Origin of the sequence: Merdibacter massiliensis, from assembly GCF_900155395.1 — a bacterium.
GTDB lineage: Bacteria > Bacillota_I > Bacilli_A > Erysipelotrichales > Erysipelotrichaceae > Merdibacter > Merdibacter massiliensis.
Map to the genome: position 1 here is coordinate 172,564 of NZ_LT699725.1, position 16,398 is coordinate 188,961.

Annotated in this window: 16 protein-coding genes and 1 other annotated feature; of the genes, 15 read left to right on the top strand and 1 reads right to left on the bottom strand. The window is 38.2% G+C overall.

Translation table 11 applies throughout. The features are described 5' to 3' along the window. The first annotated feature begins 29 nt into the window (after positions 1-29). Genes BQ9859_RS06460 through BQ9859_RS06470 form a run of 3 tightly spaced genes read left to right on the top strand, consistent with a single transcriptional unit; the run spans position 30 to position 2,950 of the window. Entirely contained in the window at positions 30-1,388 is a 1,359-nt protein-coding gene (locus BQ9859_RS06460; protein ID WP_075877407.1) for a DEAD/DEAH box helicase, read from the top strand. Next, positions 1,385-2,269: a deoxyribonuclease IV gene (locus BQ9859_RS06465; protein ID WP_075877408.1), complete on the top strand. Its 885-nt coding sequence runs from the start codon at positions 1,385-1,387 to the stop codon at positions 2,267-2,269. Before BQ9859_RS06460 ends, BQ9859_RS06465 begins: the two co-directional genes overlap by 4 nt. Then, positions 2,270-2,950, top strand: a complete 681-nt coding sequence (locus BQ9859_RS06470; RefSeq protein WP_075877409.1) for a peptidylprolyl isomerase — start codon at positions 2,270-2,272, stop codon at positions 2,948-2,950. It begins immediately after the preceding gene. A gap of 46 nt (positions 2,951-2,996) precedes the next feature. On the opposite strand, the gene ispG is transcribed toward BQ9859_RS06470, so the two are convergent. After that, a complete protein-coding gene (gene ispG, locus BQ9859_RS06475) occupies positions 2,997-4,046 on the bottom strand; it encodes a flavodoxin-dependent (E)-4-hydroxy-3-methylbut-2-enyl-diphosphate synthase (protein ID WP_075877410.1) in 1,050 nt (349 codons plus the stop codon). 149 nt (positions 4,047-4,195) lie between these two features. On the opposite strand from ispG, the gene BQ9859_RS06480 reads away from it, so the two are divergent. The 12 genes from BQ9859_RS06480 (at position 4,196) to BQ9859_RS06530 (ending at position 16,285) form a co-directional block, all read left to right on the top strand. Further along, positions 4,196-6,316, top strand: coding sequence for a peptidoglycan D,D-transpeptidase FtsI family protein (locus tag BQ9859_RS06480; RefSeq protein WP_075877411.1), 2,121 nt, complete (start codon positions 4,196-4,198; stop codon positions 6,314-6,316). 100 nt (positions 6,317-6,416) lie between these two features. After that, positions 6,417-6,566 (top strand): 50S ribosomal protein L33, encoded by a 150-nt coding sequence (gene rpmG / locus BQ9859_RS06485; RefSeq protein WP_075877412.1) that lies wholly within the window; start codon positions 6,417-6,419, stop codon positions 6,564-6,566. A 38-nt stretch (positions 6,567-6,604) separates the two neighbouring features. Continuing rightward, positions 6,605-7,222, top strand: a complete 618-nt coding sequence (locus BQ9859_RS06490; RefSeq protein ID WP_075877413.1) for an MBL fold metallo-hydrolase — start codon at positions 6,605-6,607, stop codon at positions 7,220-7,222. Positions 7,223-7,313: 91 nt separating this feature from the next. Continuing rightward, positions 7,314-8,306 carry an ATPase, T2SS/T4P/T4SS family gene (locus tag BQ9859_RS06495; protein ID WP_075877414.1) on the top strand — a complete coding sequence of 331 codons (993 nt, stop codon included), beginning with the start codon at positions 7,314-7,316 and terminating at the stop codon, positions 8,304-8,306. Then, complete coding sequence (locus tag BQ9859_RS06500) at positions 8,284-9,240, top strand: type II secretion system F family protein (RefSeq protein WP_075877415.1); 957 nt, start codon at positions 8,284-8,286, stop codon at positions 9,238-9,240. The genes BQ9859_RS06495 and BQ9859_RS06500 overlap by 23 nt, the downstream gene beginning before the upstream one ends. A 14-nt stretch (positions 9,241-9,254) precedes the next feature. Next, a complete protein-coding gene (gene comGC, locus BQ9859_RS06505) occupies positions 9,255-9,560 on the top strand; it encodes a competence type IV pilus major pilin ComGC (RefSeq protein ID WP_075877416.1) in 306 nt (101 codons plus the stop codon). Further along, positions 9,550-9,942, top strand: coding sequence for a prepilin-type N-terminal cleavage/methylation domain-containing protein (locus BQ9859_RS06510; protein WP_161941285.1), 393 nt, complete (start codon positions 9,550-9,552; stop codon positions 9,940-9,942). Before comGC ends, BQ9859_RS06510 begins: the two co-directional genes overlap by 11 nt. 107 nt (positions 9,943-10,049) lie before the next feature. Then, a complete protein-coding gene (locus tag BQ9859_RS06515) occupies positions 10,050-10,451 on the top strand; it encodes a competence type IV pilus minor pilin ComGF (protein ID WP_143404390.1) in 402 nt (133 codons plus the stop codon). Beyond that, positions 10,432-10,809, top strand: a complete 378-nt coding sequence (locus tag BQ9859_RS06520) for a hypothetical protein (protein ID WP_075877419.1) — start codon at positions 10,432-10,434, stop codon at positions 10,807-10,809. The genes BQ9859_RS06515 and BQ9859_RS06520 overlap by 20 nt, the downstream gene beginning before the upstream one ends. Positions 10,810-10,853: 44 nt before the next feature. Further along, positions 10,854-11,189: a hypothetical protein gene (locus BQ9859_RS12325; RefSeq protein WP_143404392.1), complete on the top strand. Its 336-nt coding sequence runs from the start codon at positions 10,854-10,856 to the stop codon at positions 11,187-11,189. A gap of 87 nt (positions 11,190-11,276) precedes the next feature. After that, positions 11,277-11,469, top strand: a binding site (T-box leader). 40 nt (positions 11,470-11,509) lie between these two features. Next, the gene (gene leuS / locus BQ9859_RS06525) at positions 11,510-13,909 is read left to right on the top strand and encodes a leucine--tRNA ligase (protein ID WP_075877420.1); all 2,400 of its coding nucleotides are present in this window, start codon (positions 11,510-11,512) and stop codon (positions 13,907-13,909) included. Positions 13,910-14,056: 147 nt separating this feature from the next. After that, a complete protein-coding gene (locus BQ9859_RS06530) occupies positions 14,057-16,285 on the top strand; it encodes a ribonucleoside-diphosphate reductase subunit alpha (RefSeq protein WP_083662722.1) in 2,229 nt (742 codons plus the stop codon). Positions 16,286-16,398: the final 113 nt, after the last annotated feature.

Genomic DNA, 16,398 nt, shown 5'->3' on the forward strand with positions numbered 1-16,398 from the left:
ATAAATAAGATTTAAAGGAGGCGACAGCTATGGAAATCAAAGATCTTAATAAACGCAGTGCCGCTTTTGCTGCATTGGAAGGTTTTCGTGAACTGACACCGATTCAAGAACAAGTAATACCTTTAGCAATGAAGGGGAATGATATCATAGGAATTTCTGATACTGGAACAGGAAAGACACATGCTTTTTTGATGCCGATCTTAGAAAAAATTGATCTATCCAAACAGGAAGTCCAAGCGGTCATTACTGCGCCGACCAGAGAATTGGCTGTGCAGATTTATCAACGCGCAGAGAAAATGTGTGAGATAGAAAGTGCATTATCTATTCGCTTGATCAGTGGCGGCATTGAAAAAAGTCGAATGAATGAACAGCTGAAAGTACAGCCGCATATCGTTATTGGAACTCCCGGACGTATTCGTGATCTGTTTTTGAATGAACAAACTCTTCGCTGTGACACAGCAAAGATCTTTGTTGTGGATGAAGCAGACATGACATTAGAATTTGGTTTTTTGGAAGATGTAGACCAGATTGCGGGCCGCATGGGCAGTGATTTGCAAATGATGAGCTTTAGTGCCACCATCCCTAATGGCTTAAAACCATTTCTGAAAAAATACATGAAGCATCCTCAAACAGTCATGATCAAAAGCAATGAGCAGTTTCAACCAAAGATTCGCCACATTTTAGTACCATGCAGACATCTCAGTTATCCAGAGAAATTGCTGCAAGTATTAAAGGGCATACAACCTTATGTATGCTTGATTTTTGCAAATACACGCGCATTGGCGAGCGAAACAGCAGAGAAGATGCGCCAGGAAGGTTATGGTGTCGTTGAGCTGCATGGCGATTTGACTGCGAGAGAACGCATGCGGGCTTTAAAGGAGTTACAAAGACAAAGCAAAAGTTATGTAGTTGCAACGGACATTGCTGCAAGAGGCATTGATATAGAAGGAATTACACATGTCATTTCCTTAGGTTTTCCAAAAGAACTGGATTTTTATATTCACCGCAGCGGACGAACTGGCCGTGCAGGACGTGACGGTATCTGTTATGCGCTGTATCGAAGCGAAGATGATCCTATAATCCGAACTTTAGAAAAAAATGGAATTCATTTTGAGCATCAGAATATTCGCAATGGAGAATGGACGGTTTTGAAAGATCTTCATGAAAAACATGTGCGCAAAAGTGATCCTTTGGAGCAAGAAATCAGTAAGATCGTAAAAAAGAAAAAAACAAAAGTGAAGCCAAATTACAAAAAGAAACAAAAACAACAGATTGAGCGTTTGCGCAGAAAAGCACGCAGACAGATGATTCAGGAAGACATTCGCCGGCAGCAAAAAGAACGTGCGAAAGCAAAAATGCGTGCCAAACGTGAGGAGGAAGCACAATGATCATCGGTTCTCATGTTTCGTTAGCTGCACCTGATTATTTATTACATTCGCTTCAAGAAGCAAATTCCTATCAAGCCAACGCTTGTATGATTTATACAGGAGCTCCACAAAATACTAGAAGAGTAGCAATTGATAAGTTTAAGGTAAAAGAAGCGGTTGCATATGGAAAAGAACATGACTTGACCATGGATCATGTCATTGTTCATGCACCTTATATTATCAACCTGGCCAATACTATAAATTTAGATACATTTCAACTGGGTGTTGATTTTCTAAAACAAGAGTTAGATCGTGTGCGTCAAATAGGAGCGAAGATTTTAGTATTACATCCAGGAGCCCATGTTAAACAAGGAGAAGAGGTTGGCTTGCAACAAATTGTCAAAGGTCTGAATCTTGCCATGGAAGGAATGGATCCTTCTATCCATGTAGCATTGGAAACTATGGCAGGAAAGGGAACGGAGTTAGGATATCGTTTTGAACAATTGGCATATATCATTTCTCATTGCCAATATGGGGATCAACTAAGTATCTGCATGGATACATGTCATTTGAATGATGCTGGTTATGATGTAGCAGATTTTGATGCGCTCTTAGAGAAATTTGATCAAACGATAGGATTGGATCGTTTAGACTGTATTCATATCAATGATTCAAAGAATGAAAAAGGAGCCCGAAAGGATCGCCATGCAAACATTGGATTTGGAACAATTGGGTATGATACATTGCATAAGGTCGTACATCATCCTTTGTTAAAAGATATCGTGAAAATATTAGAAACTCCCTATGTAGAAGGACATCCTCCTTATCGTTATGAAATTGCAATGTTAAAAAATGGAATCTTTGAACCGGATGTGCTTGATAAGATCAAGGAGGAAAAATAAATGAAGAAAATTTGGGTGGCAATTTTTGCCTTTCTATTATGTGCCTGCAGCAGTGAACCAGAATTAATACAGTTTAGTGATGTAAAAGTCGGAGATACAATTGCAGTCATTGAAACCAACTTTGGGGATGTCACAGTTCGTTTGTTTCCTGAACAAGCTCCTAAAGCCGTTGAAAATTTCACTACACATGCAAAAGAAGGGTATTATGACGGATTGACTTTCCATCGCGTGATCAATGGTTTCATGATCCAAGGTGGCGACCCTAATGGAGATGGAACCGGAGGAGAAAGCATTTGGGGAGAACCCTTTGAAGATGAGTTTAGTGATCAATTGTACAATTTCAATGGTGCACTCAGCATGGCAAATTCTGGAGAAGATACCAATGGTTCTCAATTTTTTATCGTTCAGCAGCAAGATGGCTCTCAGTACAGTGATGATGTGATGGCGGCAAATTATGATTATCCTGCGAATGTAAAAGAAAAATATCAAGAAATAGGAGGTACACCTTGGTTAGATGGTGTTCACACTGTTTTTGGACAAGTCATTGACGGTATGAATGTCGTAAATGAAATCGCATCTGTTCGTGTGGATGAGAATTCAAAACCGCTTGAAGACGTGATCATCAAAACAATTACAATCGATACTGTTAGCGAAGATACGGTTTCAAACTATAATAAGTAAAAAAAGGATCTGTAAAGGAATAATTAAAATTCCTCCATAGATCCTTTTAAAATACAATAATTTCTTCCTTTAGACGTTCAACGATACGTTCTTGTGGAAGCTTTTCAATGATCTGACCTCGTTTGATCAATAAACCTTCTTTTTTTCCACCTGCAATGGCAATATCTGCGTGTTTTGCCTCGCCAGGACCATTTACGACACAGCCCATGATAGCAACAGTCACATCTTTGTTAATTGTTGCTAAAAAAGCTTCAATCTCATTTACCACAGGCTGCATGTCCCATGCAGTTCGACCGCACGTCGGGCAGGCAATCAAATTAGGAACATGATCAATCAGTTTACAATACTTTAAAAGTTGCTTGACAATAGGAAGTTCGCTGCACGGATCACCATTGACACTAATGCGAATCGTATCTCCGATTCCTTCATTCAATAAAGGTCCTAAAGCCATGGAGCTTTTGATGGCGCTTGTCAGCAATGTGCCTGCTTCTGTTACTCCTAAATGTAAAGGATATGGGAAGGTTTTTGCTGCTAAGCGATAAGCATCAATACAAAGAAGGGGATCGCTGGATTTAAAGGACAATACGATATCATAAAAATCCATAGACTCTAATATAGCAACATGTCTTTTGGCGCTTTCCATCATTCCTTCTGCTGTCGGTTTTCCATATTTTTCGTGAATATCCTTCTCTAAAGACCCGCTGTTGATTCCGATGCGGATAGGAATATGATGCGCTTTACATGCTTTTACCACGGCCTCCACATTTTCACGTTTTCCGATGTTTCCAGGATTCAGGCGTATCTTATCAATGCCTGCCTCGATTGCAGCCAACGCCAAACGGTAATCAAAATGAATGTCGGCTACTAAAGGAATCTGTGTGTTGGCTTTGATCGTTGCTACTGCTTTGGCATCTTCCATATCCATGATTGCCATGCGTACAAGCTCACAACCACCCTCTTGTAGTTGCTTGATCTGCGCAATGGTAGCTTTGGTATCTTTTGTTGGGGTATTGCACATAGATTGGATGATCACCTTATTTTGTCCTCCAATGGTTATGTCTCCAATCTTGACTTGTCTGGTCTGTTCTCGTATCATAAATATCACCAGCTTTATTATAAACAAAACAGTGGATATTTACAATCTTGGTGCTAAAGTGATGATTCGATGATTTTTTACTTTTTTGCCAGTTCGCTAGCTTTTACATTTTATTTTGTATTATAATGTTATCCATAGGTGGTGAAGAAATGATTCCAAATCCTTTTCGTAAATTTGATTTAGAAAACATGAAACATTCCAGCGACCAGTTAAATCAGTCAATGGATTTTTCAGGTGAAGTATCGAAGAGATTAATTATATTTGCAGTTATTATAGGTTTGCTGTTTAGTGCTGTTTTCGTGCGTTTATTTCAAATTCAGGTTTTACAGCATGAAGAATATACAATAAAAATGGAGAATTATAACACTACGACACAAGCGTCTTCCACACCGAGAGGACAAATATACGATCGTAATGGAAAAGTAATTGCTGCCACAGTGGTTTCGCATAACATTATTTATACGCAACCAGAAGAGATTACCACTGCACAACGTTGGGAACTGGCACAAAAATTTGCTTCTGCGTTTGACGTAGACAAAAATGAACTGTCGAAAAATCAAAGAAAAGATCTCTATATATTTAAGCATACGTTGTTAGATAGTTCAGATCCTTCTTACGCATGCAATGATCTATTGACACAAGAGGAATTAAATAGTTATAGAAATGGTTCTTGGGGAGATGACAAGGAATCCCGTCGTACCGAAATCTTATATGAGCGTATTACAGATGATATGCTGGAAGAAGAATTAAGTGATGAAGAAGAAGCAGGTTATGTCGTATATGCCCGTATGATTTCCGGAACCAGCGGACAAAGCAAGACGATCTTAGAAGATGTTGATGATGATACGGTTGCTTATCTAGTTGAACACAAAAGCAGTTTTCCAGGATTTGATATTGATCTTGGTTCATGGAAAAGAGAATATCCTTATGGCGATACTTTGCGGGATGTTTTAGGAAATGTGACAACAAGTACACAGGGGGTTCCTGCAGAATTGGCAGATTATTACCAGGCATTAGGATATCCTTTGAATGCCAGAGTAGGAAGTTCCGGTCTTGAATATCAGTATGAAGGCTTATTAAGCGGGACTCAAAAAGTATCTAGCGTAGAATATGATGAAGAAGGGAATGCGGTCATAAAAGAGGAGACATCTGGAAAAAAAGGTTATGATGTTTATTTAACGATCGATATTGAATTACAACAAGAATTGGATAAGGTCGTAAAAGAGACGCTTGAATCTGCAGCCGATAATCAGTATCGTCAAAATTTTACCACGTTATTTGTTTGCTTAATGAATCCCAAGACTGGTGAGATTTATGCAATGAGCGGTTATCAAAGAGATAAGAAAACGAACAAAGTAACGCCATTTGCAAGCGGCAACTATTTGAGTTATACCAATCCAGGTTCTATTGTCAAAGGTGCAACCTTATACATGGGATTAAATGAAGGAGTTGTAAAACCTGGAGAAGTAATTAATGATGCACCAATGTATATTTCTGGAACACCAGTAAAAGCTTCCTACAAGAACTATGGACCGGTTGACGATGTGAAAGCCTTACAAGTATCAAGTAACGTTTATATGTTCCATATTGCAATTCGTTTAGCCGGGTCTACTTATGTACCTTACCAATCTTTAGGAATTTCAGATCCATCATCTACATTTTCTTTAATGCGATCTTATTATTCGATGTTTGGTCTCGGGAATGTAACGGGTCTAGATGTACCTAATGAAGTTGGCGGTTATGTAGGTTACTCTACAGAAGCAGGTAAGTTATTGGACTTTGCAATTGGTCAGTATGATATGTATACACCTATTCAGATCTTACAATATGTCTCGACCATAGCAAATGACGGTACAACAGTAAAACCGCATTTGTTTAGCTATGCAACCGAAGTCAATTCAACCAATGTCGTGACATCTTATCAAAATCAGGTTGTCTCTACATTAAGCGGAAATTTAGATTATCTCGATCGTGTGCAACAAGGTTTTCGAGCGTGCGTGTCATCAGGTTATTGCGGAGATGCAGCAAACTCACTAGAAGAGGATATTGCCGGAAAGACAGGTACAGCAGAAGTTGGCGACTCAACAAGTACAGCATTTATTGGATATGGACCTTATGAAGATCCATCGATGGCATTTGCATGTGTAGCTCCTACTTCTTCAGATACGGGCAGTAACTTGCAAAGCAATGTTTGTACTACGGAGGTCATGGGGCCTGTGCTTGAAAAATATTTTTCAATCATGAAGAGTGATGATGCACAAAAAAAATAATCGGAAAGTCTTTATTTTTCGTAAGAATATCAAAATAGAGTTGGCATTTTTTACAGTAGTATGTTATAATTTATCGGCATAGAGTGTGAGGAGGTACTATATGAGAGATCGAATTACTTTCAAATGTGCTGAATGTGGAGAAGAAAACTACATTGGTACACGTAATAAACGTAAACATCCGGAACGTATGACAATTTCAAAATACTGTCCGCGCTGCAACAAAAAAACTGAGCATAAGGAGAAAAAATAAGAAGGGCCGACTGCGGTCTTTTTTATTCGTGAGTAAATATGATACATGTAGAAACTTTTGAGTTAGGATTATTGATCCAATCCAATTGCTATGTCGTTAGCAAAGATGGACATGCTTTATTGATCGATCCTGGTTCTAAAGGACGTAGTGTGCAAAAATATATTGAAGAGAATCGATTCATTGTTGATGCCATCCTTTTGACGCATGGACATTTTGATCATTGTGCAGGTGTTGACCATTTTGTAAAAGAGTATGATTGTCCAGTATATATCCATCCATTGGATGCTCAATTATTGCAAGATCCTAAATTAAATTTTAGTGCAGATTTTGCACCTTTGGTGGTGGCGACAAAGCCGCATCTCTTTCAATCTGGGAAACAGACGATAGGTGCTTTTGAAGTAGATGTAAAGGACGCTCCAGGTCATACAGAAGGCAGTTGCTTACTATTGATCGAGCAATGCATGTTCTGCGGCGATGTGCTGTTCCAAGGGAGTATCGGAAGAACGGATCTGATAGGTGGAAGCAATACAAAAATGATTCAATCTTTGCGTATGCTAAAGCAGCTACCAAATGATTATTTTGTCTATCCAGGACATGGCCCTGCCACCAAATTAAGCGAAGAAATTAAATATAATTATTATCTTCAATCAGTATAATTTAATGAAAAACAGTATTCGATACTGTTTTTTTTAGTATTTGTACATAAAATCTCGTAAGTAAATGATGAAGAGAGAAGGAGGTGGATAAGTGGAGGAAGAATTACGTTCGCTGATTCATTTGATGTTATTACGAAAGGCCAGTGATGCGCATTTTACGTTGCAAGGCGGGATCCTTCATTTTCATTTGCGATGTCTGGGGTGCATGGACCGGCAAGATGACGGTTTATTCGACGGCCACCTTTTTCAGTATTTGAAATATATTGCAAATTTAGACTTAGGCGAATCAGCAAAACCCCAGTCTGGCAATTTTAATCGGATCTACCAAGGAAGATCTTTAGAATTCCGTTTCTCTCTGCTTTGTACCAATGAAGTGCAAACAGGTGTATTGCGCCTATTGGACCATTGTCATTTGCGATCGTTAAAAGATATTTGTACCGATTCTTTCCAAGAACGAGTATTTCAGAGTTTATGTAAGGGAAGACAAGGTTTAGCTTTGTTTTCCGGTCCTACAGGTAGTGGAAAGACGACTACCCTGCATGTTTTGCTGCGTACGGCCTCACTACAGTACCATCGTCAAGTAATTTCTTTAGAAGATCCTATTGAAATAAGAGATGCTGCATATTTACAATTACAGATCAATGAAAAAAGTGGTTTTACTTATGAAGTAGGTATTGAGCAATTGCTTCGCCATGATCCAGATATCATTATGTTAGGGGAAATCAGAAATGCAGCAACGGCGCAGATGGCCATACGAGCAGCGTTGAGCGGGCACAGTGTTTTTTCTACTGTTCATGCAAAAACTTGTGCAGAAGTACTTGTTCGAATGCAGGAGTTCGGTATACCAGAGCAGCAGCTTCACGCCGCATTAACTTTCGTCAGTACCCAACGCTTGGTTACTTTACGGTCTCGACAGGAAAGAAGATGCGTTTATGAAATATTATATGGACAACAACTTGTATCTTTTTTTCAGACAGATCGTTTATCCATAGAACACAAGACCATGAAGGATTTGTTATGGGAAGCTTATTTAAATGGTGAAATTACGGAGGAAACCTATAGTGAAGAATGCACATTTGAATGAATGGAAAGCGTTTGGTACGTTATTAGATAATGGCATCCCTTTAGAAGATGCAATTACTTTCGCTTTTTTGAAACATGATATATTGATAAATAGACTAAAAGCAGGAGAGGATCTGTTTCAAAATCTGGAAGGAACTTCAAAATCATTTGAAAGGTATCTTCATTTCTTTTTACGTGCAGCACCGGTGTCGAAAGCCGTTTTAGCTTCCGTAAAACTGTATTCACTGCGAAAGGACCTGATGCAGAAAATTTGCAAACAGATGAGTTATCCTCTTTTATTATTCTTCATGTCACTTTTGCTAGTTTCATTCTTTTTAACAACTATTTATCCGCAGATGCAAGAAATTACCAATATGCAATCTGCAGGCATTGCTTGGATCTTGTTGAATTTTCTCTATATGTTTTTTTTGACTGTTATTTTTATTGCCCTCCTAGGTATTATTCTCTTTATTTTTCTATGGAAGCAAATGGATGCACGCAAAACATTTATCATTCGTTATCATGCCCGCATGAAAATCTGCAAGGAATTGATTTCTTATCTTTTTGCAATTTATATGTTTGAACTGATGAAAGCTGGAATTTCGACTCATCGTGCATTATTGATATTGGAACAATTAGAGGAGGAAAGTATTTTATATCCATGTATTTATGATATTCGGCATTTATTAGAAAAGGGGTTCTCCTATGAAAAAATAATAGAAACTTCGACCTACTTTTCTTCACAGTTTGCACGTTATTTTCAAATTGGCTATGTAAGTGATTCATTAATGAGGTTTTTATCTCTTTATGCAGATATGCAAATGGATCGTTGGCAGAAAAAGATAAAAAAGCTGGGAATTTATTTGCAATTGATCATTTATGGAGTAGTCGCTATTTTAGTATTTACGATTTATCAGATGCTGTTAATGCCGCTGAATATGCTGGAACAAATATAAAGAAAGGTGATGAGATGAAACACAAAGTACAAAATGGATTTACCATTCTTGAGATGATGATCGTACTCTCTATTGTTGCATTGCTATTTTTATTAACGCTACCTAATATTCAACAAAAAGAAGAAATCATTGAAGAAAAAGGTTGTGAAGCATTGACAGCTGTTGTAGATGCGCAGATTTTGTTATATGAAATAGACACATTACACACACCAACCTCGATTGATCAATTGATTGCTGGAGGATATTTGAAAGAATCGCAAAAGAGATGTCCGGATGGTCGTTCGATCGTTCTTGTCGATGGACAGGCTTATGCACGATAGAAGTGGTTTTACCTTAGTTGAAATGTATTTGGTCATGTTCATCATCTGTATTTTTTTATCCATCTATAGCATTCCAAATTTATATTCAAAGCAGACGTTGACATTATCCATGTTTCAGCTGCAAAGCTTCCTGGAAAAAATACAGAGTGAAGCAGTAATCGAAAGAAAACAGCGTACGATTCGGTTCAAAGATAATCTGGTAATAGTAGATGATGAGACGTTAAAATTGCCATCTTCTATTCGATGTGTGGGTGCAGAGCTGCATTTTTATCCACAATATACAAGCGCTCCGGCAGCAACAGTTCGTTGTTCTGCTGGAAGTGAGCAGTCACTGGTCATTCAATTGGGGAGAGGAAGGAATGCAATACGCAGGGAAAAATAAGGGCTTTGTTTTGCTGGATGTATTGGTTTTATTATTGCTGTGTGTGATATTGGTGCAATTTATGTTAATGGCAACACAAACAATGTACTACATGGAGGAACCTGTTATTGAAGAAATGGAGAGAAATGCAAGGTTTTACTTTGAGTGAATTATTGCTGGCAATGGGAGTTTTTATGTTTTGTGTTTTATTGATAGAAAGAGCGATGCATTGGATGACGATAATGCTTACGCAGCAATCTTATTTGGTACAAGATCAAATGGCGGTATTACAGTTACGTTTAGATATTGCGCAGTGTGATCAAGTGTTTGTGGAAGAGGGGAATCTAATAACTGTTCAAAATGAGAAAACAGCAACGTATTCTTACCACAATCATCGTTTAGTGAAACGTCCAGGATATGAGATTTTCATACAGGACATAGAAGGAGTACAGTTTGAAGACAAGTATGATGCAATATTTGTGGATTGGCGACGAGAGGGGAAACAATGGAATGCAAAGGTCACAAAATGAGGGCTTTTTTACCGTTGTCGGCTTAGTTATCCTAATGTGTTTTTTAAGTTTTGCTACGATCCTTCAACTGCGTTGTGATGCATTATTGCAATTATCGTACGCACAAGAACGTGTAGATGCATATGTTTATCTGTTAACGTATATTAAAGAAGAATGTCGAAAGGATAGTCAAGAGATGTCTGAATCAGAAATAGATCAACACGAATGGTATCTGTTATGCGGGACAAATAGTTATCGTATTTTTTGGGAAGAAGACAATTATGCTGCGTATCAAGGGATGCATTGCATATTACGCGTGTATATAAATGAAACAGGGGGCATAGAGCATGTATTATTTGGCGAATATGCAGATATTTGAATAATCTTGTATTTGACATTCATACTAAAACATGTGGTGATGATATGTATACTTATATAGCTGCGATTTGCAGTTACGCTCTATGTATCTGCATTGGTATGTTATTTCGTTTTATTTGTCTGGATTGCGCATGGCTCATTATTTTATTTGGTTTTAGTATTCTGATCCTTCCCGTCTTTTATAGGCAATCCAATTGCAAAGCTTTGGAAATAAAAGACTTTGCAATTGCTTTGATCTTTACATTTATGGCATCAATGTTTATTCATTTACGGTTTCATCCAATTGATCTACATAGTTTTTGTTATCTTTACCTATGCTCAATCATAGGCATTGTACAATATGCGAGCTCGATTCGTTTTAAGACATTGATTCATCGTTAATGCGGGCTGTTTTGACGCAAATTTAAAAATATATGTAAGGGGATTGCTATTGACATCACTTTGCCTATTAAGTTATACTTATATGCGTAAATGATGAAGAATCAGAGTAGTATCCTGTGCAGCAGCAAAGAGAATTGGCTGGGTGGTGGAAAGCCAAAGTGTTTAATCAGGAGAACTCGCTGAGGAGTCGGTGAATGCCCGTTTACTTCGCGTTAAGAAGATTGAGTGCATACAATTACGTATGAACTAAGGTGGTACCGCGTATTTTTACGTCCTTAGAAGTAGCTAGGGACGTTTTTTTATGAAAAGGAGAGATAGTTATGAGTTTCAATCATCAGCAGATTGAAAAAAAATGGCAAAATTATTGGTTGAAAAACAAAACTTTTGCATGTGATACTTCCGATTTTAGTAAACCTAAGTATTATGTCTTGGATATGTTCCCTTATCCAAGCGGAAACGGATTACATGTCGGACATCCGGAAGGTTATACGGCTACCGATATCATTGCACGTATGAAACGTATGCAAGGATATAATGTGCTACATCCAATGGGATGGGATGCATTTGGTTTGCCAGCAGAACAATTTGCAATTCAAACCGGACATCATCCAGCAACTTTTACAAAGAAAAATATCGATCATTTCCGTGAGCAGATCCAAGCACTTGGTTTTTCTTATGACTGGGATCGAGAAATATCAACTACAGATCCATCTTATTATAAATGGACACAATGGATCTTTATCCAGCTTTATAACAAAGGACTTGCATATGTGGATGAAATTCCGGTGAACTGGTGCCCGAAATTGGGGACTGTTCTAGCAAATGAAGAAGTCATTGATGGAAAAAGCGAGCGTGGCGGTTATCCGGTAATACGTAAGCCAATGCGGCAGTGGGTATTGCGTATTACAGAATATGCAGAACGTTTATTAAAAGATCTCGAACTCTGTGATTGGCCGCAGTCTACAAAAGAAATGCAGATCAACTGGATTGGAAAATCACAAGGCGCAAATGTTATCTTTAAAATTAAAGGAACAGATAAAGAATTCACTGTATTTACAACTCGCTGCGATACTTTATTTGGGGCAATTTATTGCGTCATGGCGCCGGAACATCCTTTTGTTAAAGAAATTACGACGCCAGAGCAAATGGAGGCTGTGCTAGCTTATCGAAAGAGCTGTGAATCAAAATCAGATTTAGAGCGTACAGAATTAAATAAAGAAAAAACGGGTGTTTTTACTGGCGCATATGCAATCAATCCGGTTAATGGAAAAGAAATTCCAATTTGGATCTCTGATTATGTATTAGCCAGCTATGGAACAGGTGCAATCATGGCGGTCCCTGCACATGATACACGTGACTATGAATTTGCAAAGAAATTTGGCTTGGAGATCATTGAAGTGTTAAAAGGCGGGGATATTGAAAAAGAGGCTTATACAGAAGATGGTATCCATGTCAATTCCGGTTTCTTGGACGGCATGGGAAAAGAAGAAGCAATCAAGACAATGATCCAATGGTTGACTGACCATAAATGCGGCTGTGCAAAAACAACCTATAAGCTTCGTGACTGGCTGTTCTCTCGTCAACGTTATTGGGGAGAACCAATTCCCATCATTCATATGGAAGATGGTACAATGCGCACGGTGGATATTGATGAACTGCCACTGGAACTTCCAGAGACAAATAATTTTAAACCAAATGAAAACGGAGAGTCGCCGCTTGCACATTGCGAAGATTTCATCAATGTTGAAATCGACGGTGTAAAAGGTAAACGAGAAACAAATACCATGCCGCAATGGGCAGGCAGCTGCTGGTATTATCTACGTTATATCGATCCTCATAATGATGAGGCGTTGGCAGATCCAAAATTATTGGAACACTGGCTGCCGGTCGATCTGTATATTGGCGGTGCAGAACATGCTGTATTGCATTTGTTGTATGCTCGTTTTTGGCATAAAGTGTTGTATGATTGCGGTGTAGTCAAAACAAAAGAACCTTTCCAAAAATTATTCCATCAAGGTATGATTCTTGGTGAAAATAATGAAAAAATGTCCAAATCAAGAGGAAATGTAGTGAATCCTGATGAGATCATCTTATCACATGGTGCCGATGCATTGCGTGTATATGAGATGTTTATGGGACCATTGGAAGCAAGTTTGCCATGGAGCACAACTGGACTTGACGGAGCACGCAGATGGCTGGATCGTGTATGGAGATTGTTTGATGAATACGATAAGCTGACAGATGAAAATGATCATGCATTAGACAAGGTCTACAATGCGACGGTAAAAAAAGTAACTCAGGATATCGAAACCTTAAACTTAAATACGGCGATCTCACAAATGATGATCTTTATTAATGAATGTTATAAGAGTGAGCATATTTATCGCCCTTATGCTATTGGGTTCATAAAAATGTTTGCATGTTTTGCCCCGCATCTGGGAGAAGAAATTTGGCAGAAATTCTTCCATCAGGATGAAACAATTGCTTATGCTTCCTGGCCAACTTACGATGAACAAGCGTTGGTGGAAAGCGAAATCGAAGCAGTTGTTCAAGTGAATGGAAAAGTACGTGGTAAAATGAAGATTGCAGTAGGAACTGCCGAAGAAGCAATGAAAGAAAAAGCAATGCAGATTGAAAGTGTTCAGCGACAGCTGGAAGGAAAAGAAATCGTTAAGATCATTGTTGTAAAAGGCAAGGTCGTCAATATCGTTGCAAAATAAGTAGTTTCAATAAAGATGTTTTCTTATGATAGGAAACATCTTTTTTTCTGTTTGTCATGGGAATGGAAAACATTGCTAGAAATCCAAAGCATATCATTTGAGCAATCAAATTGAATTATGTTAGGATAGTCACGAGGATGTGAGATTGTGAAAATTCAAAAAAGAAATGGTCAATATCAAGCATATGATGCAGCTAAGATCTTAGCTGCCATAACAAAAGCATTGGAAAGTGTAAATGAGAATACAGACCTTGCTGCAAAAAAGCGTGTCGTTGCTAATGTTGAGAAAAAAATAACGGAAGGAACGCCTGTGGAAACGATTCAAGATTATGTGGAAGAAGAATTGATGAAACAAGGTTATTTAAAAGCAGCAAAGGCATACATATTATATCGACAGAAACATTTGGAATTACGAAAGACGATAGATGAATTTGTGATGTTGGTAAAAGATCCGAATATAGGGAAATTGTTGAGTGAAATTCAAAAAGAATTTCCTCAAGAAGAATATTCCCTGCAGCTTCTTTTAAGTAAATTCAAGTCTTTTTATAAAGAAAACATGTCTATGGATGCAGCATTAAAGATGCTGATGCGTGCAGCAAACGAATTGATCAGCAAAGAAAGCGGAAAGTGGGAAATGATCTCTGCTCGTTTTTTAAGTTACCAGATTGATTTGCTGATTGATCAACGTATGCAAAAGATGGGTGTTACTAATTTCTATGATAAAGTTCGTTGTTTGACAAAACAAGGATATTATGGAGAATATCTGATAGACAACTATACAGAAGAGCAGTTTCAGGAATTAGCAGCCTATATGGATGTCGAGCGGAACAAGTTGTTTACTTATAGCGGTTTAGAATTGATCGTTAAACGTTATTTGATTCAGGATCATGAACGGAAGATCCTAGAAAAACCACAAGAAATGTTCTTGTTGATTGCCATGCATTTAGCAATGCAAGAAAAGGATAAAGTACAGTGGGCAAAAGAATTCTATGATCTGCTCAGCACTTTAAAAATAACGATGGCAACTCCAACGATGTCCAACGCGCGTAAACCATTTCATCAGATGAGTTCTTGTTTTATTGATACAGTGGATGATTCGTTAGCTGGTATTTATAAAAGTGTTGATAACTTCGCGAAGGTTTCAAAGAACGGCGGTGGCATGGGACTGTATTTTGGTAAAGTAAGGGCAGCCGGGAGCAGTATTCGCGGTTTTCAAGGAGCTGCCGGCGGTGTCATTCGATGGATCAAATTAGTCAATGATACAGCAGTAGCGGTCGACCAGTTAGGCGTGCGACAAGGAGCTGCCGCAGTTTATTTAGATGCTTGGCATAAAGATCTCCCAGAATTTTTACAATTGCGGACAAACAATGGAGATGATCGCATGAAAGCGCATGATATATTTCCGGCTGTTTGTTATCCAGATCTTTTTTGGCATTTAGCAGATACCAATCTGGATGCCAGCTGGTACATGATGTGTCCTCATGAAATATATGAAATAAAGGGATATCATCTGGAAGATTATTATGGGGAAGAGTGGCAGAAACGTTATATCGACTGTGTAAAAGACAAGCGTATTTCTAAACGTGTCATGAGCATAAAGGAAATCGTGCGTCTGATCATCAAGTCTTTGGTAGAAACAGGTACTCCGTTTGCCTTTAATCGCGATCATGTAAATAAAATGAATCCAAACGCTCACCAAGGAATCATCTATTGCAGCAATCTTTGCACTGAGATTGCACAAAATATGAGTGCAATGGAGCTGCTTCCAGTCGAACAAGTGGAAGTTAATGGAGAACCGATCATTGTCGAAAGAACCAAACCCGGTGATTTTGTCGTATGCAATTTAGCATCTTTGACATTAGGACGTTTACGTGTGGAGGATGATCAGGAAATGGAGCATGCAGTCAGAGTCGCTGTTCGTGCTTTAGATAATGTCATTGATCTGAATTACTATCCGATCCCTTATGCTGAAGTAACAAATAAAAAATATCGGCCGATTGGATTAGGAACAAGCGGATATCATCATATGCTGGTCAAACAAGGCATTTCTTTCGAAAGTGAAGAACATTTACAATTTGTCGATCAGCTATATGAAAAGATCAATTATTATGCTTTGAATGCTTCCTGTGATCTGGCAAGAGAAAAAGGCCGATATCAATATTTTGAGAATAGTGATTATGATACGGGAATGTATTTTGAAAAGCGAAACTATAAAGATGCAAAATGGAATGCCCTGCGTGAAAAAGTGCACCAGTTTGGATTGCGGAATGGTTATTTGATGGCGATTGCTCCTACGAGTTCTACTTCGATCATTGCAGGAACAAGTGCTGCTGTTGATCCAATCATGAAGAAGTTTTTTAATGTAATAAACAACTAAAAATCTGATTGTCCGCTAAAACACTGTATCTATCAGCATTTTCAAGGGTTGAAATACTTCAAATTACTACGATTTTACTACCATTGAATGAGCCTTGATACGTTAGAAATCCC

Coding starts and splice junctions, on each gene's coding strand:
- BQ9859_RS06480 (WP_075877411.1), top strand. CDS start 4,196: ATGATTCCAAATCCTTTTCGTAAATTTGATTTAGAAAACATGAAACAT.
- BQ9859_RS06465 (WP_075877408.1), top strand. CDS start 1,385: ATGATCATCGGTTCTCATGTTTCGTTAGCTGCACCTGATTATTTATTA.
- BQ9859_RS06510 (WP_161941285.1), top strand. CDS start 9,550: ATGCACGATAGAAGTGGTTTTACCTTAGTTGAAATGTATTTGGTCATG.
- BQ9859_RS06460 (WP_075877407.1), top strand. CDS start 30: ATGGAAATCAAAGATCTTAATAAACGCAGTGCCGCTTTTGCTGCATTG.
- leuS (WP_075877420.1), top strand. CDS start 11,510: ATGAGTTTCAATCATCAGCAGATTGAAAAAAAATGGCAAAATTATTGG.
- BQ9859_RS06520 (WP_075877419.1), top strand. CDS start 10,432: ATGCAAAGGTCACAAAATGAGGGCTTTTTTACCGTTGTCGGCTTAGTT.
- BQ9859_RS06490 (WP_075877413.1), top strand. CDS start 6,605: ATGATACATGTAGAAACTTTTGAGTTAGGATTATTGATCCAATCCAAT.
- rpmG (WP_075877412.1), top strand. CDS start 6,417: ATGAGAGATCGAATTACTTTCAAATGTGCTGAATGTGGAGAAGAAAAC.
- BQ9859_RS06470 (WP_075877409.1), top strand. CDS start 2,270: ATGAAGAAAATTTGGGTGGCAATTTTTGCCTTTCTATTATGTGCCTGC.
- BQ9859_RS12325 (WP_143404392.1), top strand. CDS start 10,854: ATGTATACTTATATAGCTGCGATTTGCAGTTACGCTCTATGTATCTGC.
- comGC (WP_075877416.1), top strand. CDS start 9,255: ATGAAACACAAAGTACAAAATGGATTTACCATTCTTGAGATGATGATC.
- ispG (WP_075877410.1), bottom strand. CDS start 4,046: ATGATACGAGAACAGACCAGACAAGTCAAGATTGGAGACATAACCATT.